General features: G+C 63.8%; 27 protein-coding genes and 4 pseudogenes. 24 read left to right on the top strand and 7 right to left on the bottom strand.

The genetic code is table 11. The features are described from left to right. From ACG10_RS01340 to ACG10_RS23495, 3 genes and pseudogenes are all read right to left on the bottom strand, one after another. Positions 1 to 876 carry an oxygenase MpaB family protein gene (locus ACG10_RS01340; RefSeq protein ID WP_089169764.1) on the bottom strand — a complete coding sequence of 292 codons (876 nt, stop codon included), beginning with the start codon at positions 874 to 876 and terminating at the stop codon, positions 1 to 3. Between the two features lie 281 nt (positions 877 to 1,157). Next, positions 1,158 to 1,910, bottom strand: a complete 753-nt coding sequence (gene tpiA, locus ACG10_RS01335; protein ID WP_089166824.1) for a triose-phosphate isomerase — start codon at positions 1,908 to 1,910, stop codon at positions 1,158 to 1,160. Positions 1,911 to 2,366: 456 nt separating this feature from the next. Then, positions 2,367 to 2,522, bottom strand: a pseudogene (locus tag ACG10_RS23495) (MurR/RpiR family transcriptional regulator); the annotation flags it as partial. A gap of 130 nt (positions 2,523 to 2,652) precedes the next feature. Here ACG10_RS23495 and ACG10_RS24050 point away from each other — a divergent pair. The 8 genes and pseudogenes from ACG10_RS24050 to ACG10_RS01305 form a co-directional block, all read left to right on the top strand. Then, positions 2,653 to 3,025 (top strand): annotated as a pseudogene (locus tag ACG10_RS24050) (hypothetical protein); the annotation flags it as partial. 38 nt (positions 3,026 to 3,063) lie between these two features. Beyond that, complete coding sequence (locus ACG10_RS01330; protein WP_089169763.1) at positions 3,064 to 3,906, top strand: TIM barrel protein; 843 nt, start codon at positions 3,064 to 3,066, stop codon at positions 3,904 to 3,906. Between the two features lie 548 nt (positions 3,907 to 4,454). Beyond that, complete coding sequence (locus ACG10_RS01325; protein ID WP_089166823.1) at positions 4,455 to 4,784, top strand: DHCW motif cupin fold protein; 330 nt, start codon at positions 4,455 to 4,457, stop codon at positions 4,782 to 4,784. A gap of 106 nt (positions 4,785 to 4,890) precedes the next feature. Further along, a complete protein-coding gene (locus ACG10_RS01320) occupies positions 4,891 to 5,574 on the top strand; it encodes an FRG domain-containing protein (RefSeq protein ID WP_089166822.1) in 684 nt (227 codons plus the stop codon). Between the two features lie 180 nt (positions 5,575 to 5,754). After that, positions 5,755 to 6,429 (top strand): HNH endonuclease, encoded by a 675-nt coding sequence (locus ACG10_RS01315; protein WP_232487168.1) that lies wholly within the window; start codon positions 5,755 to 5,757, stop codon positions 6,427 to 6,429. Then, positions 6,413 to 6,808, top strand: coding sequence for a hypothetical protein (locus ACG10_RS23490; RefSeq protein ID WP_157731343.1), 396 nt, complete (start codon positions 6,413 to 6,415; stop codon positions 6,806 to 6,808). Before ACG10_RS01315 ends, ACG10_RS23490 begins: the two co-directional genes overlap by 17 nt. A gap of 573 nt (positions 6,809 to 7,381) precedes the next feature. Then, positions 7,382 to 7,684 (top strand): type II toxin-antitoxin system HigB family toxin, encoded by a 303-nt coding sequence (locus tag ACG10_RS01310; protein WP_089166820.1) that lies wholly within the window; start codon positions 7,382 to 7,384, stop codon positions 7,682 to 7,684. Between the two features lie 5 nt (positions 7,685 to 7,689). After that, positions 7,690 to 8,061, top strand: coding sequence for a helix-turn-helix domain-containing protein (locus ACG10_RS01305; protein WP_089166819.1), 372 nt, complete (start codon positions 7,690 to 7,692; stop codon positions 8,059 to 8,061). 95 nt (positions 8,062 to 8,156) lie between these two features. Here the strand turns inward: ACG10_RS01305 and ACG10_RS23485 are convergent. Beyond that, a pseudogene (locus tag ACG10_RS23485) lies at positions 8,157 to 8,579 on the bottom strand (carbohydrate porin); the annotation flags it as partial. Positions 8,580 to 8,609: 30 nt separating this feature from the next. Here ACG10_RS23485 and ACG10_RS23480 point away from each other — a divergent pair. After that, positions 8,610 to 9,014, top strand: coding sequence for a hypothetical protein (locus tag ACG10_RS23480; protein WP_198319097.1), 405 nt, complete (start codon positions 8,610 to 8,612; stop codon positions 9,012 to 9,014). Here ACG10_RS23480 and ACG10_RS01295 read toward each other — a convergent pair. Next, positions 9,001 to 9,393, bottom strand: a pseudogene (locus ACG10_RS01295) (NADPH-dependent F420 reductase); the annotation flags it as partial. The gene ACG10_RS23480 and the pseudogene ACG10_RS01295 overlap by 14 nt on opposite strands. Before the next feature lie 144 nt (positions 9,394 to 9,537). Here ACG10_RS01295 and gloA2 point away from each other — a divergent pair. The 15 genes from gloA2 (at position 9,538) to ACG10_RS24975 (ending at position 22,977) form a co-directional block, all read left to right on the top strand. After that, positions 9,538 to 9,942: an SMU1112c/YaeR family gloxylase I-like metalloprotein gene (gene gloA2, locus ACG10_RS01290; protein ID WP_089166818.1), complete on the top strand. Its 405-nt coding sequence runs from the start codon at positions 9,538 to 9,540 to the stop codon at positions 9,940 to 9,942. Positions 9,943 to 10,612: 670 nt separating this feature from the next. Next, positions 10,613 to 11,704, top strand: a complete 1,092-nt coding sequence (locus ACG10_RS01285; RefSeq protein WP_089166817.1) for an acyltransferase family protein — start codon at positions 10,613 to 10,615, stop codon at positions 11,702 to 11,704. A 319-nt stretch (positions 11,705 to 12,023) separates the two neighbouring features. After that, on the top strand, positions 12,024 to 12,896 hold the full coding sequence (nifH, locus tag ACG10_RS01280) for a nitrogenase iron protein (protein ID WP_039801084.1): 873 nt from the start codon (positions 12,024 to 12,026) through the stop codon (positions 12,894 to 12,896). 129 nt (positions 12,897 to 13,025) lie between these two features. Further along, positions 13,026 to 13,223 carry a ferredoxin gene (locus ACG10_RS01275; protein ID WP_089166816.1) on the top strand — a complete coding sequence of 66 codons (198 nt, stop codon included), beginning with the start codon at positions 13,026 to 13,028 and terminating at the stop codon, positions 13,221 to 13,223. Positions 13,224 to 13,839: 616 nt separating this feature from the next. Then, positions 13,840 to 15,264, top strand: a complete 1,425-nt coding sequence (gene vnfD, locus ACG10_RS01270) for a nitrogenase vanadium-iron protein, alpha chain (RefSeq protein ID WP_039801072.1) — start codon at positions 13,840 to 13,842, stop codon at positions 15,262 to 15,264. Beyond that, complete coding sequence (gene vnfG / locus ACG10_RS01265; protein ID WP_089166815.1) at positions 15,264 to 15,605, top strand: V-containing nitrogenase subunit delta; 342 nt, start codon at positions 15,264 to 15,266, stop codon at positions 15,603 to 15,605. Before vnfD ends, vnfG begins: the two co-directional genes overlap by 1 nt. 55 nt (positions 15,606 to 15,660) lie before the next feature. Beyond that, positions 15,661 to 17,088 carry a V-containing nitrogenase subunit beta gene (gene vnfK, locus ACG10_RS01260; RefSeq protein ID WP_089166814.1) on the top strand — a complete coding sequence of 476 codons (1,428 nt, stop codon included), beginning with the start codon at positions 15,661 to 15,663 and terminating at the stop codon, positions 17,086 to 17,088. An 82-nt stretch (positions 17,089 to 17,170) separates the two neighbouring features. Further along, entirely contained in the window at positions 17,171 to 18,076 is a 906-nt protein-coding gene (locus tag ACG10_RS01255) for a hypothetical protein (RefSeq protein ID WP_089166813.1), read from the top strand. 56 nt (positions 18,077 to 18,132) lie between these two features. Then, positions 18,133 to 18,615: a NifB/NifX family molybdenum-iron cluster-binding protein gene (locus ACG10_RS01250; RefSeq protein WP_089166812.1), complete on the top strand. Its 483-nt coding sequence runs from the start codon at positions 18,133 to 18,135 to the stop codon at positions 18,613 to 18,615. Next, positions 18,612 to 19,463 carry a phosphonate ABC transporter ATP-binding protein gene (locus ACG10_RS01245; protein ID WP_227028785.1) on the top strand — a complete coding sequence of 284 codons (852 nt, stop codon included), beginning with the start codon at positions 18,612 to 18,614 and terminating at the stop codon, positions 19,461 to 19,463. Before ACG10_RS01250 ends, ACG10_RS01245 begins: the two co-directional genes overlap by 4 nt. Positions 19,464 to 19,477: 14 nt before the next feature. Beyond that, positions 19,478 to 20,365, top strand: coding sequence for a phosphate/phosphite/phosphonate ABC transporter substrate-binding protein (phnD, locus tag ACG10_RS01240; protein WP_089166811.1), 888 nt, complete (start codon positions 19,478 to 19,480; stop codon positions 20,363 to 20,365). Next, the gene (gene phnE, locus ACG10_RS01235; protein WP_232487167.1) at positions 20,362 to 21,180 is read left to right on the top strand and encodes a phosphonate ABC transporter, permease protein PhnE; all 819 of its coding nucleotides are present in this window, start codon (positions 20,362 to 20,364) and stop codon (positions 21,178 to 21,180) included. The genes phnD and phnE overlap by 4 nt, the downstream gene beginning before the upstream one ends. Before the next feature lie 13 nt (positions 21,181 to 21,193). Further along, the gene (locus tag ACG10_RS01230; RefSeq protein WP_089166810.1) at positions 21,194 to 21,391 is read left to right on the top strand and encodes a Nif11-like leader peptide family natural product precursor; all 198 of its coding nucleotides are present in this window, start codon (positions 21,194 to 21,196) and stop codon (positions 21,389 to 21,391) included. 162 nt (positions 21,392 to 21,553) lie between these two features. After that, positions 21,554 to 22,123 carry an AAA family ATPase gene (locus ACG10_RS01225; protein ID WP_089166809.1) on the top strand — a complete coding sequence of 190 codons (570 nt, stop codon included), beginning with the start codon at positions 21,554 to 21,556 and terminating at the stop codon, positions 22,121 to 22,123. Positions 22,124 to 22,212: 89 nt separating this feature from the next. Continuing rightward, positions 22,213 to 22,977 (top strand): nucleotidyltransferase substrate binding protein, encoded by a 765-nt coding sequence (locus ACG10_RS24975; protein ID WP_456297922.1) that lies wholly within the window; start codon positions 22,213 to 22,215, stop codon positions 22,975 to 22,977. A 522-nt stretch (positions 22,978 to 23,499) separates the two neighbouring features. Here the strand turns inward: ACG10_RS24975 and ACG10_RS01210 are convergent. Beyond that, positions 23,500 to 24,480, bottom strand: coding sequence for an IS5 family transposase (locus ACG10_RS01210; RefSeq protein WP_089166808.1), 981 nt, complete (start codon positions 24,478 to 24,480; stop codon positions 23,500 to 23,502). A 283-nt stretch (positions 24,481 to 24,763) separates the two neighbouring features. Next, positions 24,764 to 25,033 (bottom strand): hypothetical protein, encoded by a 270-nt coding sequence (locus ACG10_RS23475; RefSeq protein ID WP_157731339.1) that lies wholly within the window; start codon positions 25,031 to 25,033, stop codon positions 24,764 to 24,766. Positions 25,034 to 25,064: the final 31 nt, after the last annotated feature.

Genomic DNA, 25,064 nt, shown 5'->3' with positions numbered 1-25,064 from the left:
TCATCGGGGCGGCACCAGCCCGAGCCTCTTGTGCGCCCGGAAATAGGCGTTGTCGCGGACCGCCCAGCGGATCAGCGGCGCACTGCCTTTTATGAACGCCCGTCCCATCAGACGCCTGGCCATCCCGGCCTCTGGATAAAGGTCCCGGGCGAAATCCGGCAACAAGTCGATCGCCGCCTGCATGGCCTGTACGGAGAACACCCGCACGGCTGCATTCGTCGTCGGCGCATGCTGCAGAATACGGAAGACCTCCAGCGTTCTGGCGTCGCAGCGCAGTTCCGCGCGCATGGCCTCGAGATAGACGTCGACCTCCCGGGACGATGCCGGCACCTCCTGCGCGCCCAGGCTGGTCGCCACCCGCGCGGTCTCCCGGTAGTAGCGATCCTGAAGCTCAAGGGACAAATCCTTGTTCAGGTACATCAGGTGCGCGGCCAGAAAGCTTCTGACCTCCGCGACATGCACCCAGGTCAGCAGCTGGGGATCGCTGGCGGCATAGGCCCGCCCATCCGCGGCAACGCCGCTGACCCGGCCATGGATCTCGCGGACGCGGCGGATCAGGCGGGCCGCCTCGTCCTGGCCGGCGAACGTCGTGCCGGCGATGAATTGCCCGGTGCGCCTCAGCCGGCCGAGCATGTCCTGGCGGAAACTCGAGTGATCCCATACCCCGGCCAGGGCAAGCGGATGCAGCATCTGCAACATCAGCGCGGACAGGCCGCCGACCAGCATCGAGGTGAAATCCCCATGGATGCGCCAGCACACGGAGTCCGGCCCGAACAGGCCGGGATCGCCGGGAGGCTGTGCATAATCCACGCCACCGATGGCCAGTCCCGTATGGCTCAAGACCTCCCTTTCGATACGCTGTCGGAGTTCATTCAGCATCGTCGTCATACCATGAATCCAGCGATTGGACGCCTGCAGCGCGTCCGCCTGGATGCCAATTCTTGCACGGCCGGGAGAAAGGGAAAGTCGGGGGCGCGAGAGGCAGTCAATGCCCGGGGCCGTTTCAGGAGGCCGCCAGAGCATGTTCGAGAAACGCTGGCTCAGGATTGCAGCGACCTTGGGAACGAGGCCCTTCAGCGCCCTCTCCCCTTGGGGAGAGGGCTGGGGAGAGGGAGGAAGTCCGGGCACTCCTTGAGCCCGGGTAGCGTGAAACCGCTCTAGCGGGCCGCCTGGCAGATCGCCAGGAAGGAGGCGGCCTCCAGCGAGGCGCCGCCGATCAGGCCGCCGTCGATGTCCGGCTGGGCGAACAGCGCGGCGGCGTTGTCGGCCTTGACGCTGCCGCCGTAGAGGATCGGCGTGGCCGCGGCTAGGGCACCGTCGGCCTCGCCGAGCAGCGCGCGGATGTGCCGGTGCACCGCCTGGGCCTGCTCGGGCGTGGCGGTCTCGCCGGTGCCGATGGCCCACACCGGCTCGTAGGCGACGACGCCAGTAGCGATCCCGGCGCTGCCGACCCGCTGCAGCACCGCCCGCACCTGCGCGGCGATCACCGCCTCGGTGCTGCCGTCGCGGCGCTGCGCCAGGGTCTCGCCGACGCACAGCACCGGCACAAGTCCGGCCGCGAGCGCCGCCTCGAACTTCTCCGCGACCAGTTCGTCGCTCTCGCCGTACAGGCTGCGCCGCTCGGAATGACCGACCAGCACGTAGCGGCAGCCCAGCTCCCCGAGCATGCCGCCAGCGACCTCGCCGGTGAAGGCGCCCTTCTCGGCGGCATTGAGGTTCTGCGCGCCCAGCGCCACGCCGGAGCCTTCCAGCAGACCAGCGACCTGCGCCAGGTACGGGAACGGCGGACAGACCGCCACGCCGACGCCCTTCAACGCCGCCAGCGGCGGCAGCAGCTCCTGCAGCAGGCACCGGTTGGCCTCCAGGCTGCCGTTCATCTTCCAGTTGCCGATGACCAGTTTTCCACGCATCGCTCGTCTCCTCAGTCCCGCGGCCGCTGATGGTTGCCGATCCGCCGGGCGCGGTACGGCGCGCCGGTCCTGCTCTTGCTCTTCATGTTCCTGGGTGTCCTGTGCTGGGCTCGGCGCCGCGGCCGGCGGGCCGGCGGGCGCGAGCGATTCCTGGGTTCGGCGCATGCCGCGCGACGATCGCCATCGCGGGGCCGGTCGCGCGCGTTCCCTTCGACGCCACAAGGCTGTCATCCGTTCGCCGGCATCGACGCGCCCTCCTCCATCGGCGATGGCGGCAGGCGCGCGGGCGGATGGGAAAAACGCCCCGCCTGGCGGCAGCCGGCAGCTGTGTCGTTCCCGTCGGGCCGACGTCTTGGGCCGCGACTCTAGTGAAAAACAAATCCCGCAACAACCGCGAATGGCGGCTCCTGCCGGTGCGCGGGCAGGACTGCGCCTAGGGCGGACCGGGCCGGAAAGCTAGTCGAGTTCGTCATCGAAGCCTTCGTCCTCCGGGCCACCCGGCACGCTGATTTCCCCGACCTTGAGCTCCAGACGGTAGGCCACGGCGATGAACAGCGCCTGGCACAGGCTCAGGGTGGCGCTCAGCGAGCGGAAGGCGAAGGTGCTGCCCTTTCAAGGCCTTCGGCTGAACGCCAATCGGCTGCTTGCCAGCAAGGCCATGGGGCAGATGTATCTGCGATCATTGGCAAAACCTGAAGCATCGCGCATACATTCGCTCCGAAGCGCTATCGACCTCACTTCCCGGGCTATCCCCAAGGGGAAAGTGCAAGCCCTTGAAAGGGGCGGCGCCAGGAGCCACATGATCGTGATGCCCGACGCCAGCCTCGAGCAGGCCGCCGACGCGCTGATCGGGAAGCTGCTGCCGCGCAGCGACCGCCTGCGCATCCGCAACGGCGTGGACCCGGAGGCCGGCATGGGCATGGCCGGCATCAACGTGCCGATCCCGGTGCCCATGGCCTGGCATCCCTTCGGCGGCTGGAAGCGTTCGCGGTTCGGCGACCACCACGCCTATGGGGAGGAAGGCATCTGCTTCCACACCCGTTACAAAAGCGTCATGCAGCGCTGGCCGGACAATCGCCAAGGGTCCGGAGTTCAGCATGCCGACCGCGAAGTAACCCAACCCATTGCGTGCAGCCTTACGGAGAATAACAAGATGACCCCGTCCCTCCCCTTCGCCCTCAACCGCATCGTCGCCCCGTCCCTGCCGCTGGCCGAGTTCCTCGATCTGGCGCGCGCCCTGAAGGCCGGCAGCATCGAGCTGCGCAACGACCTCACCGGCAACGAGATCGAGGACGGCACGCCGCCCGAACGGGTCCGCGAACTGTGCCGGGCCAAGGGCGTCCGCGTGCTGAGCATCAACGCGCTCTACCCCTTCGACGTGTGGAACAACGAGCGCCGCGCGCAGGCGCTCAAGCTCGCCGCCTATGCCCGCGCCTGCGGCGCCGAGGGGCTGGTGCTCTGCCCGCTGAACGACCCGGCCGACCCGCGCAGCCGCGCCGAACGGGTCCGGGGACTGCGCACCGCGCTGACCGCGCTGGCGCCGATCCTGCGCGAGCACGGCCTGCTTGGCTTCGTCGAGCCGCAGGGCTTCGAGAGCAGCGCGCTGCGCCGCAAGCACGATGCCGTGGAGGCGATCAAGAGCATCGGCGGGCTGGACGTGTTCCGCCTGGTCCACGACACCTTCCACCACCACCTGGCCGGCGAGCAGGAGTTCTTCCCCGAGCTGACCGGCATCGTGCACATCTCCGGGGTCGAGGACCGCCAGGTCGCGCTGGCCGAGATCCGCGACGGCCACCGCGTGCTGGTCGGCGAGGCCGACCTCCTCGGCAACGCCGAACAGATCCGACGCCTGCTGGAGCTGGGCTACCGCGGCCCGTTCTCCTTCGAGCCCTTCGCCGAGAGCGTGCACGCCCTGCCCGAGATCCGCCCGGCGCTGCAGGAGAGCATGCGCCACCTGCAGGCGAGCGTCGCGATACCCGAAGGCTGCGCCGCGTAACGGGAAAGCGCCAATCCGTGGAAAACTGCGCAGCATGTTCCACCTGTGGCAACGGTGGATAAGGCTGCGCCGTTATCCACCCTACCGCCGCGACGTAGCCGAACACGGCCGGACCCCACGCTAAAACGGCGGGCTTCGCCCGCCCTACGAAGCTCCGGATGAGTGCTTAAAACCGTGTCCACGAGTGCTGGGCAAGATCATTTTCCGGCTGTCCACAAGCTCGACACGGCAAATAGCACCGCCCGCTGCGCCCTGCTCCCTGGCAGGCCAAGGACACTCCCCCCTCCATCGCCGAACGGCTACGCTGGTTACCCTGCTGTGCTGGCCAGCTACACGCAGTGCCTGCCGATGCCATTACGGCCGAAGTATGGGGATACTGGCGCGGGAAACATTGGTGTATAACTTCCCGAAACGGTCATCACGACCGCGAAAACCGCGATCTAGACAGGGAGAGCGAGCATGGCCAGGAATGTTATCCACCACGCCTGTTCGGGTAGTTATGCACCAGTTGGTGTCTAATAGTAGTTAGAAATTCTAGAGGCCTCGCCATGGAAATTAGAGGAATACCATTCGGGACCACCGACTGGTCGAAAATTGAAGCGACGGAGCATCATGGCGAGACGGGTACCGCTTATTGGCGCACTTGCCAGTTTGGAGTTATCCGTGTTCGCATGGTTGAGTACACACCAGGTTATCTGGCAGACCATTGGTGTTCCAAAGGTCATATCCTTCTATGCTTGGAAGGCGAACTCCATACAGAACTTCCTGATGGGCGCAGGTTTATCTTGACTCCCGGAATGAGTTACCAAGTGGCTGACGGAGCAGAACCGCACCGCTCATCCACAAAGGTGGGTGCCAAGCTTTTTGTGGTTGATTGAAATTTCTAACATGCGGTTCAAGTCGTTCGCTTCGCTCACTGGGACGTCCGCGTGCCGCGGTCGCCCCTTAACCTGAACGTTGGGCGTCAAGAAAAGGAGTTGCCGGATGCTGAACGGCATTACGTGTTGGAGCGAGTTTGCATCACTAATCGAAGATTGCTCTGATGGCAATTGGATTTTTCGCGGAGAAGGTAGCTCTTCGTACACTCTGCAACCTAAAGCAGGTCGGGTAAGTCTCTCCCTTGGCTCCGCACTGAAGAAGGCATACAAACCGGAGAACGAACGGAAGGCACTGGAACTACTTAAGCGCCAAGCACGACCCCATCTTGCACATACTCCAACGACAGACCTCGAGTGGCTCGCAATCGCACAACATCATGGTATGTCGACCCGCCTCCTAGATTGGACAGAAAGTTTGTTAGTGGCGGGTTACTTTGCCACTGCCAGAGCTGGTTCAGGTGGCGATGCAGTAATTTATGGCGTGCGCGGTCTTCGTTCGGTTACTGCGGCTGAGGAGAAAAAACCGTTCAATCTAAGCACCCCTGGCATCTACAGGCCTCCCCATATAACGCCTCGCATTCCAGCGCAACGCAGCGTTTTCACTGTTCACGCAGATCCAACCACGGCCTTTTCTCCACAGGAATTAAAGCGCTGGGTTGTTACAGCGTCTGCATGCGGGAAAATCAAGCGCATACTCGATGCCTGCGCCATCAACGAGAGTTCGCTATTTCCCGACATTGATGGACTCTCGCGCTATCTCGGCTGGCGGTATAAATGGGGAAAACTTTGAGTAGCATGCCGCCCAACCAGTGCTTGCAGCGGATCGTCAAAAGCTACGCTTTTGCCGTCCACTGAAGGCTGTCGTTATGTGTAAGGAAGCATCTAACCAATGAACCGAAAGCAATTTATTGAACTCCAAGGAGCGACTTGTCGGAATTGGACTTGGAGCTGGTCATTTATTAATGAGAAAATGAAAGTTATCATTTTTGGCGCCTGGGATCGGCATACGGAAGGAAATACGTCCCTCATTCTTAGCGAGGATTGGCAAGTAAACCGGAAAGGAAGAAAGCAGCCTGCCTATAAACAATCAAGGGAGCACATTCGCCTAGTTGAAGAGGAAGGGTACAAGTTGATGTCATTTCCAATGAAGTACTCGGATGCAAACAAGGACGAAGACGGTATCCGCCCAGCAAAGATCAAAGGATTCGAGCCAAGACTAACAGAGAAATCCCTTAAGAGAGTTGGTGGAAACTGGTATGCATCCGATGATGCCTTGAGCAACCTGCTCCCAGAGGAAGTGGAGGCGCCGGAGCAGTTCATTGAAGGTGCGTCAAAGACAGTAACCGTCAACACCTACGAGCGTAATGCGGAAGCAAGGGCTAAGTGCATAAAACATCACGGCTATATGTGTGCTGTATGCAAATTCGATTTTACTGCGTTCTACGGCTCAATTGGTGACAAGTATATCCACGCTCACCATGTAATTCCGCTGTCGGAGATCGGACAGGAGTACGTTCTGAATCCTATCAAGGACCTCGTGCCTGTCTGCCCGAACTGCCACGCGATCATTCATCGCACTAGGCCAGCCATATCAGTAGAGCAGTTAAGAAGGCACTTGGAAGAGAGAAATGGCAAAGACACATAACCAGCCGTTCCATCGGACGTCGCTGACGGATTCCATGTTTGTACACACCAGAAAAAGCATCAGTATGCATATAGAGAGGGTTGGCAAAAGAACAAGCAAATGTCGCACATGGCAAGACGCGGCCGAGATCGAGAAAAAAGGACTTCTACTAGAGCGCTCCCCTTCTGGCTACTCAAATTGGTTTGTCATCAGAGACCAAGAATCTATTTGGTGGATTTATTCAGATTCATCTGATGGCGGTACATGGGGTAGTAATGGCTTGGAAATAACCGGCCATTCAACTCCATTCGATGTCACTATTGCCAATGCAATCTATTCCTTAATTAAGAAACAACGCGCAGCAGAGCTATCCAAAAACCCATACGCAAATATAAAATAACCTGCAACTGTGCAGCACGCATAACATACGTATATGTACTCTCCCCAAAAGTGGTGAGTAATGCTGTTTCAACCCTGTCGTCAGTGCGGTTGCATTCGTATATCCGGCCTTCCATGGGCGTTGCCGCCCGGGCCATTCTGTAGTTCGCGCAGCGGGGGCCAAGCGCTCAATCGATCACCAGGATCAGCATTGTTATCGGCCTTGCTCCGCTGCAGGACTCGCCTGTTCCGACAGTGTCGCTGTTTTGATGGCTCCCACGCTCCGGCGTGGGAAGCCCAGGGCCGGGCGCTCCTGCGCCCCAGAGGCGCCGAGCCGAAGTGTCCCCTGCAACGTGCCCACGCAGGAGCGCTCGCCGTTATACACAAGTCCTCGGTTTTCTCGAGGAAGTGCAGGGATGTCATCCGCGAGCAGGGCTGAGAAAGTGATGCCCATTTCGAGCTGAGCGTTGCCGAGGAGACGATGCGGCTGCCGAGGGCGTCGCTTGCCTCGAAAGGTGTATCCGTCTGACCCGCCGGGCAAGGACGGCCACCCGTCGGCATTGCCCAAGTCCCAAATTGGGACTAACATGACCCCATGAGAATTATCGCCATCAGCCACCTGAAAGCTTTCTGGGATAAATACCCGGATGCCGAACAGCCGCTTCTTGCCTGGATCGATGAAGCCAGGAAAGCCGACTGGTCGAGCCCGGCCGAAATCAAGGCTCAGTTTCGCAATGCGAGCATTCTCAAAAGCCGACGGGTTGTCTTCAACATCAAAGGCAATAGCTACCGGCTGGTTGTTGCTGTTGCCTACCGCTTCGGCGCGATTTACATCAAGTTTGTCGGCACCCATGCGCAATATGACGCCATTGATGCCGACATCATAGAGATGGAGTGACCGCCATGGATATTCGCCCGATTCGCACCGATCAAGACTATCGCGCAGCGCTCAAGGAAGTGTCGGCCCTGTTCGATCATGAGCCGGAGCCCGGCACGCCGGAAGGCGATCGTTTCGACGTCATGGTCACGCTGATCGAGGCCTACGAGTCGAAGCACTTCCCCGTGGACCTGCCGAACCCGATTGACGCCATCAAGTTCCGCATGGAGCAATCCGGCCTGACGGCGAAGGATCTGGAGCCGGCCATCGGGCGGACCAATCGCGTGTATGAAGTCCTGAATGGCAAGCGCGCACTCACTCTGCCGATGGTCTGGCGGCTGCACAGCATGTTCGGCATTCCAGCGGAAAGTCTGATCAAGCCGACCTCTCGGGCCTGAATCCCAACCCGTTCAACACGGTTACTGGATTGAAGCGGACACGGCCCCTGCGTACAACGGTGCCATCCGCTCCAGCGCCGCCGCCCTAATCCCACCACCTGCACGCCGAAGTTGCCGCCGTGGCGGTCGGTACCGAAGGCGCCGGTCTCGGACAGTGCGGACTCGGGGTTCATTTCGCTGGCTGCACGCTGCGCCGCCTCGTTCCAAGTCGCGTAGGTGTAGAAGACGCGCAGCTCAGGCCGCGCCCAGAAGCCCGGGCCGGACGGCGACCAGGTCGGTGCGACGGTACACTTGGTCAGCTTGCGGGTGCCGTCGGGGCCTTGATCTGGTCGTGGCCAATCTCGGCGCTCAGCTTGAACGTCTCGGTGAAGGCGTAGACCGGACGCACGCCGACCGACAGCCAGCCAGCGCGAGTTGTCGCCGTCGGGACGGACGTCCTTCTGGTAGATCACCTGGAACTGGCCGCCGAAACGCTCCGTGGTCTGCCAGTCGAAGTACTCGACCAGGCGCCAGCTTTCTTTTCGCGGCTCCCAGCGCTGGAGATCACCATGCCCACCTGGCTCCGATGGCTGCTCACCGTCCCCTCCGCCTGCCTTGCCTGGGTCGCCACGGCGTTCACGGGCATGGCGCTGCATGCCCATGCCGAGCGCGCCTGGTGTCCGGCGGAGGACTTCGTTTCCGGCTATTGCATGAACAAGGCGGTTCAGGGCCGCCTTGACCTGCTGATAACGGTCTTCGCCGGGCTGTCCGCCGTCGCGGTCATCGGCGCCGCGGTGGCCATGGCGCCGGCCCGAAAGCGGGCCGTTGCCTGGTGCGCCCTCGCGGTCGGCGGTGCGTTCGCGGCGCTGCTGGGGTTTGGCTCGCCGGAGTTCCATGCGGCGGTTTCGCTGGGTGCGCTGGCCTGCATCGGGCTGTCACTGCGCGGGCGCCGCCGGGCCGTCAGTCGAACCTGACCAGATTGAGCGCCGGCAGCGGGCCGCCGGGGAACTGCACCAGGCGGGCGCCGACGGCGAGCGGGCCGAGATCGATGGCGAAGAAGCCCAGTTGCTCGATCAGCGCGCCCACCGCCGCCCTGGCGCGGGGGTCGTCGCCGGAGAGGAACAGCACCCGCCGGCCGCCCTCCGCTCCCGGCGCGCCGGAGACCAGCTGCGGTTGAAGGTGGTTGAAGGCCTTCACCACGCGGGCGCCCGGCACGAGTTCGGCGAAGACCTCGCTGGAGGCGCGGCCGTGCAGCTCGACCGGCTTGAACAGCGGCGCCTCGATCGGGTTGTTGGCGTCGATCACGATGCGTCCGCCGAAGTCCGGCAGGCCGGCGAGCGCCGCCGGCAGCTTCGGCTGAAACGGTCCCCCGGCCCTGCGGGCAAGGCTCCGCAGCGGGTGACTTCCCGTGCAGGGCTCTGACAATCTCCCGTAAGGCGTCGGCAAACCCCGTCGCCGGCCATCCGTCCGCCATTGAATGAAAGGGACTACCCAGCCATGCACCTGCGCCGCATCCACCACGCCGCCATCATCTGTTCGGACTACCAAGTCTCGAAGCGCTTCTACACCGAAGCCCTCGGCCTTCGCGTCGTGGCCGAGCACTACCGGGCCGAGCGCCGCTCCTACAAGCTCGACCTGGCGCTGCCCGACGGCTCGCAGGTCGAGCTGTTCTCGTTTCCCGCGCCGCCGCCGCGCCCTTCCCGGCCGGAGGCCCAGGGGCTGCGCCATCTGGCCTTCGAGGTCGACGACGTGGCGGCCTGCAAGGCGGAACTCGAGGCCCGGGGCATCGCCGTCGAGGCGATCCGCACCGACGAATACACCGGCCGGCGCTTCACCTTCTTCGCCGATCCGGACGGGCTGCCGCTGGAGCTGTACGAGGCGCCGCCGCGGGCGGACGGCTGACGCAAAAGGCCCGCCGAATCATGCGCCCGTCGGATCAGCCGCATGCGGCGAGTGCGACGGCCGATCTCCGATCACGATGCGCCCGCCGAAGTCCGCCAGGCCGGCGAGCGCCGAAGGGGCAGCGCTCGCCCTGTTCATCGCACGCCAAAGGATGCATCACGACACCCCGAGGCCGGACACTCCAGGCATTCCGCCGTTAGGCACCGCGTACGCTGCCCAGCCAAGGCATTTTGATCCTGGCCAGTATTCATTCCCTCTGGCCGGTTATCGGGCTGCTGTGGAGATGCGGCGGGAACAACATCGGAAACACAGGGTCATTGCCGCTTAGCAGATCGCCGTCCGCTGCAGTGCCTCCAGGAAACACGACAGGCGCAGCGCCCCGCACAAGGCCAGACGCGAAATCGAGAAAGCCAAGGCACAGGTACGCGCCTGGGTGGAGCTTCCGCTCCGGGTGTTGGGCTGCATGAAGGCACTTTCCGTGGGCAGGCGAAAACACGGCTCGGCAGCTCACGCCGTTCGCCTCTGTCGAACCCGTGGATGGCGAGCAGACAACCAGATGCCTCCACAAAACGTGGAAACCAGTACAAAACCCTGATTTCCGAACAGATCCCCCCAAGGCGGCCTATTTGGATGGCCGTTCGGGGTCAGCACGACAAGGACCCTTTTGCCTATGCTGGTATCGATCCAGGCACTGCGCGCCTTTGCCGCGTGGCTCGTGGTCTTCCACCACTTCATGCAGGTGTTTTTCGACTTCAAGGCCGACACCCTTGCCGGACACCTGCTTTCCACCCGCGGCCAGGTCGGCGTCGACATCTTCTTCGTCATCAGCGGCTTCGTCATCTACCTCGCCAGCGCCGGCAAGCCGATCGCCTCGAAACGCTTCATACTCGATCGCCTGATCCGCATCGTGCCCGCCTACTGGATATTCACTCTGCTCACCGCCTCGATCATCTATTTCGACGCGCGAGTCATGCCGGTCTACGCGGTCGATCCGATCACGCTGCTCAAGTCGCTATTGTTCATTCCGGCCCAGAATCCCGGCGGCTTCGGCTTCTACCCGGTCCTGCCGGTGGGCTGGACCCTGAACTTCGAGATGATGTTCTACATCCTGTTCGCGCTGGCGCTGTGCGCCGGTCGACGTCATCGGGCCTGGGTCACCGCCCTGCTGGTGCTCACACTGAGCGGCTGGCTGGCCCATCAATCGTTCGTGTCGAGCTTCTACACCAATCCGGTGATCTACGAGTTCCTCCTCGGCATCGGCCTGGCGGTGATTTACCGCCGCGGCTGGCTGCCGGCGCTGTCGGGCCGGATGCTGCTGGCACCCGCGCTGATCGCAGCGAGCGCGACCGCAACGATTCTCTGGTTCGACGACCAGCATCCCTACCGCTGGCTCACCTGGGGTGTCCCCGGCGCGGCGCTGGTCGCCGCCATGATCAGCATGGAACGACTGTTCAACGGCAGTCAGGTGCTGAGGAAGCTCGGCGACTGGTCCTATTCGGTCTACCTGGTGCACATCATCGTGCTGTGGTGCGGCGCCTACCTGCTCGACCAGCACCTCGCCCCCTACCTGATCCTGACGCTCTGCGTGCCGGTGATCACGCTCGGCTCCTGGCTCAGCTTCACCTACATCGAGATGGGCCTCTCCCGCCGACTCAAACACCGCTTCGGGCTCTCCCGCCCGGCGCCGGCGAACTCCGAAGCCATCCCCCCGCTTCTCCCCAACAATGCGGACGAGGACAGCGGAAGCAGCCGGGCCCGGTGACATGCCCGCCATGGAGCGTGCTGGCTCGCTCGCCGCACGCCACTTCCTGCACCAGCCGGCATGAACCCCGGTACCACATGGAACGGATCGCCGCCCGGCTGTACCTGCCGGTACGCCGCCAGCCCTGGCGACGCAAAATCGCTGCCGACCGATTCCCGACACACGCCTGTTAGGCAGCATAAAATCTCGCCAAAAACATTCTTTCTGGTTTTTTAATCCAAAAAACAAGCCATCTGTGAATTTCCCATCTTGATGGCACCACCCTTGCTCCATCCCCTGCGACACCAGTCAAACGCCACGAATCAACGGAGGTTCCAAGATGGCATTGCGTCAGTGTGCAATTTACGGCAAGGGTGGCATCGGCAAGTCCACCACCACCCAGAACCTGGTCGCCGCCCTCGCCGAGGCCGGCAAGAAGGTGATGATCGTCGGTTGCGACCCGAAAGCCGACTCCACCCGCCTGATCCTGCATTCCAAGGCCCAGAACACCGTCATGGAGATGGCCGCATCCGCCGGCTCGGTGGAAGACCTCGAGCTGGAAGACGTGCTGCAGATCGGCTACGGCGGCGTCAAGTGCGTCGAGTCCGGCGGTCCCGAGCCGGGCGTCGGCTGCGCCGGCCGCGGCGTGATCACCGCGATCAACTTCCTGGAAGAGGAAGGCGCCTACAGCGACGACCTGGACTTCGTGTTCTACGACGTGCTGGGCGACGTGGTGTGCGGCGGCTTCGCCATGCCGATCCGCGAGAACAAGGCCCAGGAAATCTACATCGTCTGCTCCGGCGAGATGATGGCCATGTATGCCGCCAACAACATCGCCAAGGGCATCGTGAAGTACGCCCACTCCGGCAGCGTGCGTCTGGGCGGGCTGATCTGCAACAGCCGCAAGACCGACCGCGAAGACGAGCTGATCATGGCCCTGGCCGCGAAGATCGGCACCCAGATGATCCACTTCGTGCCGCGCGACAACGTCGTGCAGCACGCCGAAATCCGCCGCATGACCGTGATCGAATACGATCCGAAAGCCAAGCAGGCCGACGAGTACCGCGCCCTGGCCCAGAAGATCCTCAACAACAAGCTGCTGGTCATCCCGAACCCGGCGAGCATGGAGGACCTCGAAGAGCTGCTGATGGAGTTCGGCATCATGGAAGCCGAAGACGAGTCCATCGTCGGCAAGGCCGCCGCCGAAGGCTGATCCCGCCGGCGCAGTGTTTGCGGAGGAGCGTGTGCCGCGGGCTGTCCGGAATGGCTTCTCGCGGCCGGCGGCGCACGCCGCCCTCCCTTTTGAACCACACCGAGTTCCCCCACCTCAGGAGCTGACCCTATGGCCATGGCCATCGACGGCTACGAATGCACCGTCTGCGGCGACTGCAAGCCGGTCTGCCCGACCGGCTCGATCGCCCTCCAGGGCGGGATCTACGTGATCGACGCCGACAGCTGCAACGAGTGCGCCGACCTGGGCGAGCCGCGCTGTCTCGGCGTCTGCCCCGTGGATTTCTGCATCCAGCCGCTCGATGACTGAAGACTGAACGAGCCCGCACCCGCTTGCCGGCGACAGAGCATCCCGCGCCGCTCTGCCACCGGACTCCAAACGGCGATCGCTTTCCTCAGGGGCGATCGCCGTTTTCGCTTTCTCCTTCCGCATAGCGACTGAAGGCGGCTGCCAGGCCGGACTTCACTGTGCCCGTGCCCTTTTTCCCTCTCCCCGGCCCTCTCCGGGAGACAACAGCTTCCCGCCCGCCTCCGAGCTCCCACGCAGGAGCGTGGGAGCCATCAATTTCCCCTCCAACCGACAGCCAAGCACCTCGACGTACAGACCCCGGGCGCTCCGTACTTGGCCGAACGAAAAACCCGGCGCCCATTCCGACCACCATCCGCGCAGCCGCTTCGAGCAGGGAAAAAACGCCTGAAAAGAGCCTGCGCGAAGCCTTTCGCCAGCCTCGAAAATGAAGCGCAAGCCACTGATTAAAAAGGATTAATCCGGAATCTCGGCGGGCGGATGAAAAATTCCCGCAAGCGTTCCGGGGGCATCTGGCACGCATCCTGCCATTTCCTCTTCGCCAACCGGTTTTTCCGGTCCCCGATCGAGTGCCGGTCACGGGGTTCGATCAACGCATAGAGCCGAGGAGACTTCAACCATGCCAATGGTATTGCTGGAATGTGACAAGGACATACCCGAGCGCCAGAAACACATCTATCTGAAGGCGCCCAACGAGGACACCCGCGAGTTCCTGCCGATCGCCAACGCGGCGACCATCCCCGGCACCCTGTCCGAACGCGGCTGCGCCTTCTGCGGCGCCAAGCTGGTGATCGGCGGCGTGCTCAAAGACACCATCCAGATGATTCACGGCCCGCTCGGCTGTGCCTACGACACCTGGCACACCAAGCGCTACCCGACCGACAACGGCCACTTCAACATGAAGTACGTCTGGTCGACCGACATGAAGGAAAGCCATGTGGTGTTCGGCGGCGAGAAGCGCCTCGAGCAGAGCATGCACGAAGCCTTCGACGAGATGCCGGACATCAAGCGGATGATCGTCTACACGACCTGCCCGACCGCGCTGATCGGCGACGACATCAAGGCCGTGGCCAAGAAGGTGATGAAGGAGCGTCCCGACGTCGACGTCTTCACCGTCGAATGCCCCGGCTTCTCCGGCGTGTCCCAGTCCAAGGGCCACCACGTCCTGAACATCGGCTGGATCAACGAGAAAGTCGAGACGATGGAGAAGGAGATCACCAGCGAATACACGATGAACTTCATCGGTGACTTCAACATCCAGGGCGATACCCAGCTGCTGCAGACCTACTGGGACCGCCTGGGCATCCAGGTCGTCGCCCACTTCACCGGCAACGGCACCTACGACGACCTGCGCTGCATGCACCAGGCCCAGCTCAACGTGGTGAACTGCGCGCGCTCCTCCGGCTACATCGCCAACGAACTGAAGAAGCGCTACGGCATCCCGCGTCTGGACATCGACTCCTGGGGCTTCAGCTACATGGCCGAGGGCATCCGCAAGATCTGCGCCTTCTTCGGCATCGAGGAGAAGGGCGAAGCGCTGATCGCCGAGGAATACGCCAAGTGGAAGCCGAAGCTCGACTGGTACAAGGAGCGCCTGCAGGGCAAGAAGATGGCGATCTGGACCGGCGGCCCGCGCCTGTGGCACTGGACCAAGTCGGTCGAGGACGACCTGGGCATCCAGGTGGTGGCCATGTCCTCCAAGTTCGGCCATGAGGAAGACTTCGAGAAGGTCATCGCCCGCGGCAAGGAAGGCACCTACTACATCGACGACGGCAACGAGCTGGAGTTCTTCGAGATCATCGACCTGGTCAAGCCGGACGTGATCTTCACCGGCCCGCGCGTCGGCGAGCTGGTCAAGAAGCTGCACATCCCCTACGTCAACGGCCACGGCTACCACAACGGCCCGTACATGGGCTTCGAGGGCTTCGTCAACCTCGCCCGCGACACCTACAACGCCGTGCACAACCCGCTGCGCCACCTGGCCGCCGTGGACATCCGCGACAGCTCGCAGACCACGCCGGTCATCGTGCGGGGGGCCGCCTGATGAGCCAGTCCAGACTCGACGATCTGTTCGACTACACCGAGGAGCGCTGCCTGTGGCAGTTCTTCTCGCGCACCTGGGACCGCGAGGAAAACATCGAGGGCGTGCTCGGCCAGGTCGCCCGCCTGCTGACCGGCCAGGAGCCGCTGCGCGGCACCCCGCAGGAGCGCCTGTTCTACGCCGACGCCCTGGCCATGGCCAACGACGTTCGCGAGCGCTTCCCCTGGGCATCGCAGATCAATCACGAGGAAATCCATTTCCTGATCGACGGCCTCAAGTCCCGCCTGGTCGACACCGTGATCACCCGCTCGACCAACCGCGAACTCAACCACCACCTCTACTGAGTCACCGCTGCGGGAGCGGCCCGAGGGCCGCTCCCCTGTGCGAAGGAGCCATTTCATGAGCAATTGCGAGCTAACCGTGCTGAAGCCGGCTGAAGTCAAGCTGGTCAAGCGGGAGCGCGAAGGCATCATCAACCCGATGTACGACTGCCAGCCCGCGGGCGCCCAGTACGCCGGCATCGGCGTCAAGGACTGCATCCCGCTGGTCCACGGCGGCCAGGGCTGTACGATGTTCGTCCGCCTGCTGTTCGCCCAGCACTTCAAGGAAAACTTCGACGTCGCCTCGACCTCGCTGCACGAGGAGTCGGCGGTGTTCGGCGGCGCCAAGCGCGTCGAGGAAGGCGTGCTGGTGCTGGCCCGCCGCTACCCGGAGCTGCGGCTGATCCCGATCATCACCACCTGCTCCACCGAGGTCATCGGCGACGACATCGAGGGCACCATCAACGTCTGCAACCGGGCGCTCGCCGCCGAGTTCCCGGAGCGCAAGATCTACCTGGCGCCGGTGCACACCCCGAGCTTCAAGGGCAGCCACGTCACCGGCTACGCCGAGTGCGTGAAGTCGATGTTCAAGACCATCACCGAGGTGCACGGCAAGGGCCAGCCGAGCGGCAAGCTCAACGTCTTCCCGGGCTGGGTCAACCCCGGCGACGTGGTGCTGCTCAAGCGCTACTTCAAGGAAATGGGCGTCGACGCCACGGTGTTCATGGACACCGAGGACTTCGACTCGCCGATGCTGCCGAACAAGAGCATCGAGACCCACGGCCGCACCACGGTCGAGGACATCGCCGACAGCGCCAACGCCCTGGCCACCCTGGCCCTGGCCCGCTACGAGGGCGCGACCACCGGCGAGTACCTGGAGAAGACCTTCGCGGTGCCGAACAGCCTGGTCAACACCCCCTACGGCATCAAGAACACCGACGACATGCTGCGCAAGATCGCCGAGATCACCGGCAAGGAGATCCCCGAGTCGCTGGTCCGCGAGCGCGGCATCGCGCTGGATGCGCTGGCCGACCTGGCGCACATGTTCTTCGCCAACAAGAAGGTGGCGATCTTCGGTCATCCGGACCTGGTGCTCGGCCTGGCGCAGTTCTGCCTGGAAGTGGAACTGGAACCGGTGCTGCTGCTGATCGGCGACGACCAGGGCACCAAGTACAAGAAGGACCCGCGCCTCCAGGAGCTCAAGGACGCCGCGCACTTCGACATGGAGATCGTCCACAACGCCGACCTCTGGGAGCTGGAGAAGCGCATCAACGACGGCCTGCAGCTCGACCTGATCATGGGTCACTCGAAGGGCCGCTACGTCGCCATCGAGGCCAACATCCCGATGGTCCGCGTCGGCTTCCCGACCTTCGACCGCGCCGGCCTCTACCGCAAGCCCACCATCGGCTACCAGGGCGCCATGGAGCTCGGCGAGATGATCGCCAACGCCATGTTCGCCCACATGGAATACACCCGTAACAAGGAATGGATCCTCAATACGTGGTGAGTTGCTAGGCGGTCCCCTGCTCCGGCAGGGGCCTCCGCCCCGTATTCCACTCCGGCCGCCATGCCGCCTTCGGGAGAGAGCCATGAAACAGCGACAGGAAATGGTCGCCCACTATCGCGCGTGCTTCGGCGAGCTGTGCGCCCGACCGGAACACCGCCCCATCGAACCCTACACCCGCCCGCGGCGCCTGAGCTTCGCGGAGCCGGAAACCGACGCCACCCGCCGCCTGCCCGGCCGCCTGGTGCTGGCGCTGACCAGCGCCTACGCGCTCTTGGCCGACTGGCAGGAGTGCCGCGATCCGTCGCTGGCCGAACTCGGCAGCTGGCAACGCTACCTCGCCCTGCCGCGGCGCACCCCGGCGGAAAAGCTGATGGCCGAAGTCTTCCGCATCCTGCGGGTGTTCCGCGCCGCGGCGATCCAGCACAACGGCACCATCGAGATCCGCGACGACGGGCTGATCCGCGCCAGCTGCACCTACAACCGCTGCGCGCTGAACCTGCTGATCAGCCAGACCGGCCTCGAACTGCTCGCCGCCTGCGTCGCCGTCCACCTCGAATCCTTCGACCAGCCCTACAGCGACGCCTACCAGGAACTGCTGCTCGGCCAGTACTACGCCGACATCGTCGCCGAGATCCGCGCCTTCGCCGACGACGACCGGGTGCTGTTCCAGTTCCGCCACAAGTGCTGGTTCAACCGCCATGTCCGCCTGGACTGCGACAACCCCCGCCTGCAGCTCGAAGAGGACGGCCACTACCGCATCGACCTGGGCAAGTACGGCGAAAACGCCGCCCGCCATCCGATCGACTTCTACATCAGCCTCGACGACCGCCTGTACATCGTGCCGGTCGAGGCCCTGAAGGCCGGGCGCATCGCCGTCGCCGAGCTGGCCCGCTGGCAGGCCCGCACGGACGCCGAGGCGCGGCTGCCGGACGCCTTTCGCCTGCGTTTCGCCCACGAGAAGAACGTCGTCGGCCTGCCGATGACCTGAACCCCGCGCGCCGGGCCGCGCCCGGCGCCAGCCCGAGCCACCCCGAGGACACGGACATGAACGAGATCGGCCACCTGAAGATCGCCATCACCAGCAACGACCTGCTGCAGGTCGATGCTAACTTCGCCACCGCCAGGCAGATCGTCATCTACGACGTCACCTACGACGAGGCCAGCTTCCTCGACGTCGTGCAGTTCAAGGGCGGCGGCAAGGGCGGCGACGGCAAGCGCGGCCCCGGCGGCGGCGGCGGTTGCTCGATGGGCGACCCGACCGGCGGCGCCTCGGTCGACCAGATCCAGCTGCGCGTCGACGCCATGCAAGGCTGCGCCGTGCTCTTCACCCTCGCCCTCAGCGACTTCGCCGCGGTCAAGGTGAAGAACGCCGGGGTGTTCCCGGTGAAGATGCAGCACCCCCGCGAGATCGACGAGGTGGTCGAGCACCTGCAGCGGATGATGCAGAACAACCCGCCGCTGTGGCTGCGCAAGGCGCTGGGCTACGGCGTGCGCAATCCCGACTACCTGATCGAGCGCGAGGCATGAACGGCATCTACCAGCTGCCCCTCGAGCGCGCCCTGGCCCCGGCCTCCGACGCCGGGCGCAGCACGCCGACGGCGGCCGCTGGCGGCTCGCCGGTGCTGCTGCGGCTCGACCGGGTGTCGATCGAGCGCAGCGGCAAGCGCATCCTCGAAGGCCTCGACCTCGACATCCGCCGCGGCAGCATCACCGCCATCGTCGGCCCCTCGGGGATCGGCAAGAGCACCCTGCTGGCCACCCTCAACGGCCTGCTGCCGCCCGCTTCCGGCACCCTCAGCGTGGACGGCATCGGCCGCCTGCAGACCCCGGCCAGCCTGCTCGCCCACCGCCGCAGCAGCGCCACGGTGTTCCAGGAACATGCGCTGATCGCCCGCCTGTCGGCGCTGGACAACGTGCTGCTCGGCCTCGCCGACCGCCGCCATCCGCTCTCCCCGCTGCCCTGGCCGCGGGCGATGCGCGAGCAGGCCCTCGCCGCCCTCGCCGAGGTCGGCCTGCTCGGCAAGGCCCTCGACCCGGTCGCCCGGCTCAGCGGCGGCGAGCGCCAGCGCGTCGGCATCGCCCGCGCGCTGGTGCGCGAGCCGCGCCTGCTGCTCGCCGACGAGCCGTTCGCCTCGGTCGACCCGGCCCTCGCCGAGCGCCTGGCCGGCGAATTCCGCCGGCTGGTGCGCGACCACGCGCTGACCCTGGTGATCGTCCTGCACCAGCTCGACCTGGCCCGCCGGCTGGCCGAGCGCATCGTCGGCCTGGCCGACGGGCGGATCGCCTTCGACGGCCCGCCGTCACGCTTCGACGCCGCGGCCCAGGCGCGCCTGTTCCCCCTGCATCCCGCCCCGGAACCCACCTGCCACCCGTGAAAGGAAACGCCTCCATGACCCGACTGCTCAAGCGCCTGCGCCCGCTGTTCGCCGCGCTGCTCCTGCCGGCCGCCCTCGCCGCCCACGCCGACGATGCGGCCCTGCCGAAGAAGCTGACCATCGGCCTGCTGCCCGGCGAGTCCGCGCCCACCGTGATGCGCCTCAACGAGCCGCTGCGCGCGCACCTGGAAAAGACCCTCGGCATGCCCGTCGAACTGACCGTCGGCGCCAACTACGCGGCGACCGGCGAGGCGCTGCGCTTCGGGCGCATCGACATCGCCTACCTGGGTCCGGTGACCTACATCCTGCAGAGCAAGCGCGCGCACCTCGAACCCTTCGCCCGCCCGACCCACGCCCAGGTCGGCCCGACCTTCCAGGCGGTGCTGATCGTCCCGGCCGACAGCCCGGCGCGCAGCGTCCAGGACCTGCGCGGCCAGGACGTCGCCTTCGGCGATCCGGCCTCCACCTCGGGCACCTGGGTGCCGCGCTGGATGCTGGCCGACGCCGGGCTGGTCTCCGGACGCGACTACAGCCTGCGCGTGCTCGGCGCCCACGATGCGGTCGCGCTGGCCGTCGCCAGCAAGAAGGTCGCCGCCGGCGGCCTGTCCAAACCGATCTACGAACGCCTGATCAGGGAAGGCAAGCTCGATGCCGCGAAGGTGCGCGTGCTCGCCGACTCGCCGGCGATCCCCGAATACCAGTGGACCTTCCGCGAGGGCCTGGCGCCGGAGCTGAAGGAGAAGATCCGCAAGGCCTTCGTCAGCACCAGCGACCCGGCGGCGCTCGGCGTGTTCCGCGCCGAGGCCTTCATTCCCAGCGTCGATGCCGACGTCGACCGGGTCCGCGAGTGGATCTCGGTGGTCGAGCGCGAGCATCCCGAAGCCGTGACGGTGAAGCCGTGAGCACCGCCCTCGCCCGGCGTCAGGCCTTGCTGAAGGCGACGGCGCAGCGCGCCTGGATGTCGCGCCTCGCGCTGCTGCTCGGAGCCGGCGTGGTGCTGCTGGCCACCCAGTACACCGGCGCACTCGATGCCGAGCGCTACCGCGAGCTGCTGCCGACCCTCTGGACGCTGGCCGGCGACGCCTGGCCGCCGGCGTTCGAGCGCTGGGAACACTGGAGCAAGCCGCTGCTCGACACCCTGACCATGAGCGTCGCCGGCACCGTCGGCGGCATCCTCGTCGCCCTGCCGCTCGGCGCCCTGGCGGCCAGCGGCCAGGCGCCCGCGCCGCTGCGCCAGTCGGTCCTGCTGCTGCTCAACGCCATCCGCTCGATCCCCAGCCTGGTGTGGGGCATCCTGTTCGTCGCCGCGGTGGGCTTCGGCCCGCTGCCCGGGGTGCTGGCGCTGGCCACCCACTCCACCGGCATGCTCGGCAAGTTCTTCGCCGAGATCTTCGAGCACGTCGACCGCGCCCCGGTGGACGCGCTGCGCAGCCAGGGCGTCCCGGTGCTCGGCGTGCTGCGCTTCGGCGTGCTGCCGCAGGTGCTGCCGCGGCTGGTCGACGTCGCCCTCTACCGCTGGGAACACAACATCCGCGCCGCCACCACCCTGGGCGCGATCGGCGCCGGCGGCCTGGGGCTGGAGATCGTCACCGCCTTCCACCTCTTCGAATACCGCGAGGCCCTGGCCCTGATCGCCGTCCTGCTGGCGCTGGTCAGCCTCGTCAACCTGCTCGGCGCGCAGATCCGCCGCCGTTTCCTCGACCACACCACCGCTTAAGGAGGCATTTCCGATGAGTGTCGAATCCGCCAAGGCCTACATCAACCGCATGCGCAGCGACGAAGCGTTCAAGAACCTGGTCAACGACGGCGCGGAAGACGAACAGGCGAGCTGGGCGCTGCTCAAGGAGCACGGCTTCGAGTTCACCATGAACGAATTCCGCCAGGCCCAGGACGAGATCTACGCCGAGCACGGCATCACCCCCCTCTGAGCAACACCCTCCCCTGCGACTGCAGCTTTGCGCCGACCGGACTCCCTGCCGGTCGGCGTTTTTTTCGTCTCTCGTGAGCACATCCATGTTCTCGATGGGCCAGTCCCGCCCGCGCCCGAGCGCTTATGCTGATGGAAGAAGGAACCACCGACAGGAGTCCCCATGGCCCGCTTCATCGTCATCGAATCCCTGGACGGCGTCGGCAAGACGACCCTGGTCCGCAACCTGGCCGCCGCGCTCGGCGGGATCGCCATGAGCATGCCTGGCCCGGCGATAAAGCCGCTGCGCGAGCAGATCCACAGCGTGCTGGGCGATGCCAGGATCGCCCACGCCCTGTTCTACCTCGCCATCGCCGCCGCCGAGGGCGCCAAGGCGCGGGCCGCGGCGAACGCCGGCCGGACCGTGGTGATGGACCGCTTCCTGGCCTCCACCATCGCCTACGCCCGGGCCCGCGGCGTCGACGCCGACTTCGACGCCCTGCTCCCCGCCCTGCCGCGCCCGGACGTGTCGGTACTGCTCACCCTGGACGAAGACGAACGCGTCCGCCGCCTGGGCGCCCGCGGGGAAATGAGCGTCGCCGACCTCCAGAGCCTGGACCCCGCGTTCCGCGGCGTGGTCATCGCGGAACTCCGGGCGCGCTGCGATCTGCAGGTGGATGTGACGGGGGCGGATGAGGAAGAGGCGGTGAGGCGGGTGATCGAGGCGGTTGGCTGCTTGCCAGCAGGGCTGTAGGAGCAGATTTATCTGCGACTGGCGGCAATGGCAGAAGCATCGCGAATGAATTCGCTCCTACCGAAGCCCTTATTCTGTGGGCATCCCGAATGGAAAACGGCAAGACCTTGCAAGGGCTGGAAATGAACGCTCCCGATACTCACTGGCAACGGCGGCTGCACAGCTTCGGCAAGGCCCTGCTGCAACTCGACGAAGCCATGGAGCTGATGAGCCGGCGGCCCCTGTCGAAACTGGAAAGGCAGGGAGCATTTCATGTATTCGAATGCAGCTACGAGCTGAGCTGGAACACGCTGAAAGATTTCCTCATCTGGCAGGGCATCGAAGGAATCGTCGATCCGCGCGACACCATCCGCAATGGCATTCAGCGCCGGCCTGATCGCCGACGGACAGGGCTGGATGCAGATGCTGACCGACCGCAACCGCACCTCGCACACCTACAACGAAGAAACCGCCGAAGCGATCCTGCTCAACATCCGGCAGCAGCATCACCCGTTGCTCAAGGCGCTGGAGCGCGTGCTTTCCAACCGGGCGGAACCGAACGCATGACGCCCGAGGAAATCGGCCTTCCCCCCGCAGGTCGTCGAATCCATCCGCCAGGTGTTCGGCCGCTTTCCGAGCGTCGAACAGGCGGTGCTCTACGGCTCCCGCGCCAAGGGCAACTTCCGCCCCGGCTCGGATATCGACCTGACCCTCAAGGGCGACCTGAGCCATCGGATCTGCTGAACATCGAACTGGCACTGGACGACCTGCTGCTGCCTTGGAAGATCGATCTATCGCTGTATTCGCAGATTGATAATCTGGCGTTGGTTGAGCATATCGGGCGGATTGGGAAGGTTTTCTATACGCGAGATTAAAGTTACTCCCCGCCGAATTGGTGGGGAGGTACAAGCCTCTCTCAGAGGTGGGTTGAGGTTGACAATAAATCCGTCCCCTTTTCTTCTGTACCTCTTGAATTCCGGGAGGCGTCCATATACATCCTTAGCTGTCATTAGTGCAAAAACCTTGAAATTCCATCCAATTTTCTTTGAAATGAAAAATTTGTATACCTAGTAGGGTAAATATTTGTTCAGATTTCGAGCTGATATCGCCTTTGTCGCTTGTGATAAACGCTTTGCACCCTGCCAAATATGCAGAGTCCAGATGTTTAATATCTCGCTTATTCTGTGCTCCGATGAGAGATCGGATTTCCTCTATCTTTTCAGACTGCCTGCCAATGTCATTCCAGCTAGGGATGGTCTGAAGTAGTCATGTATTTCTGGCTGACTTCAGCCCCCGCCGACTTTGAAAGCGGAGAATCGATCAAAAACGATCGGATCACCCGCTCGTTTCTGCGTTTTTTAGCCACCGCGAGCACGTCGCAGCGACCGTTTCCCGCATTACAGGCGCACCTCTCCTGCATTCGCCAGTAAATGTCGGCGCGCCATCCACAGGTTCGACAGCGCGAAAAGCGTCACCAACTGCGCGGTGTTCTTGGCCAGGCCCCGGAAGCGTACCTTCACGTAACCGAACTGGCGCTTGATCACCCGGAACGGATGCTCGACCTTCGCTCGTACCTGCGCCTTGGCTCTCTCGATCTTGCGGATCTGCTGGTAGAGCACGCTGCGCTTGCCATGTTTCTTGTAGGTACTGCGCCGAGCCGCGACCTGCCAGATGACCTGACGACCTTCATGCTCGGGGCGCTTTTCGACCCCGGTATAACCGGCATCGGCACAGACCACGTTTTCCTCGCCATGCAGCAGTTGGTCGACTTGGGTGACATCTGCCACATTGGCCGCCGTGACCACCACGCTGTGCACCAGGCCCGATTCATCGTCGGCACCGATGTGCGCTTTCGCGCCGAAGTAGTACTGGTTGCCCTTCTTCGTCTGGTGCATCTCGGGGTCGCGCTTGCCGTCCTGGTTCTTGGTCGAGCTCGGCGCATGGATCAGCGTGGCATCGACGATGGTGCCCTGGCGCAGCGACAGGCCCCGGTCACCCAGGTAGCCATTGATCACCGCCAGAATCCCAGCCGCCAGCTCATGCTTCTCCAGCAGACGACGGAAGTTGAGGATGGTGGTTTCGTCAGGGATACGCTCCAGGCTCAATCCGGCAAACTGGCGCAGGAGAGTGGTCTCGTACAGCGCCTCCTCCATCGCAGGATCGCTGTAACCGAACCAGTTCTGCATCAGATGCACGCGCAGCATCGCCATCAGCGGATACGCCGGACGACCGCCTTCACCCTTCGGGTAATGCGGCTCGATCAGGGCGATCAGCCCAGACCACGGCACCACCTGATCCATCTCGATCAGGAACAACTCCTTACGGGTCTGCTTGCGCTTGCCGGCGTACTCGGCATCGGCAAAGGTCATCTGCTTCATCGGGAAACTCGGGCAACGGGATCGGCGTATTTCACCAGATTCAGAAAGTCTTCTTCAGGGTTTCCCTAGTATCGTGAAGCTCGTCCCAAGAATAGTTCGCTTCATCCCATGTCGGATTCGATGGTGGAGCAGATGTCTTTATATGTTTATTGCGGTTTTCATAGTGGAATTGGACAAGCTCAATCTGACCAGCCTGGTGCATTTGTTTAAGCTCGGGCCTGTAGGCCCCTGTATCGCAATATACCCTAATCATATGTAGATCCTCTTTGGTGCAGCTGGGATTTCATTTTGATTTCCTTCCTATCAAGGTGCAATTTCTGTCGCGATACAGAGAAACTTTTATCAACTTACGCTCCTGCATGCTCATGTCATAAGTCCAACCAGTTTCTATTTCCTTGTGTGTCCGTTCCTGAATGTTCTTTTCTGCTAACTCTTTCGCTTCCGATTCCGCCTTAGCTGTCATGTAGACAGGAAAATCATTTCCTCCCACAAGACCGATTAGCCCTGTAGGGCGGGTGCAACCCGCGCCGTTTCGGAAGACACTCAGGGACAAACCGTCATTTTCGCCTGTAGCCGGCAGATAC

The organism is Azotobacter chroococcum, assembly GCF_002220155.1.
In the GTDB taxonomy this organism is placed as follows: Bacteria; Pseudomonadota; Gammaproteobacteria; order Pseudomonadales; family Pseudomonadaceae; genus Azotobacter; species Azotobacter chroococcum.
Note: the sequence above shows the minus strand (reverse complement) of the source record. Positions and strands in the feature narration are given on the sequence as shown.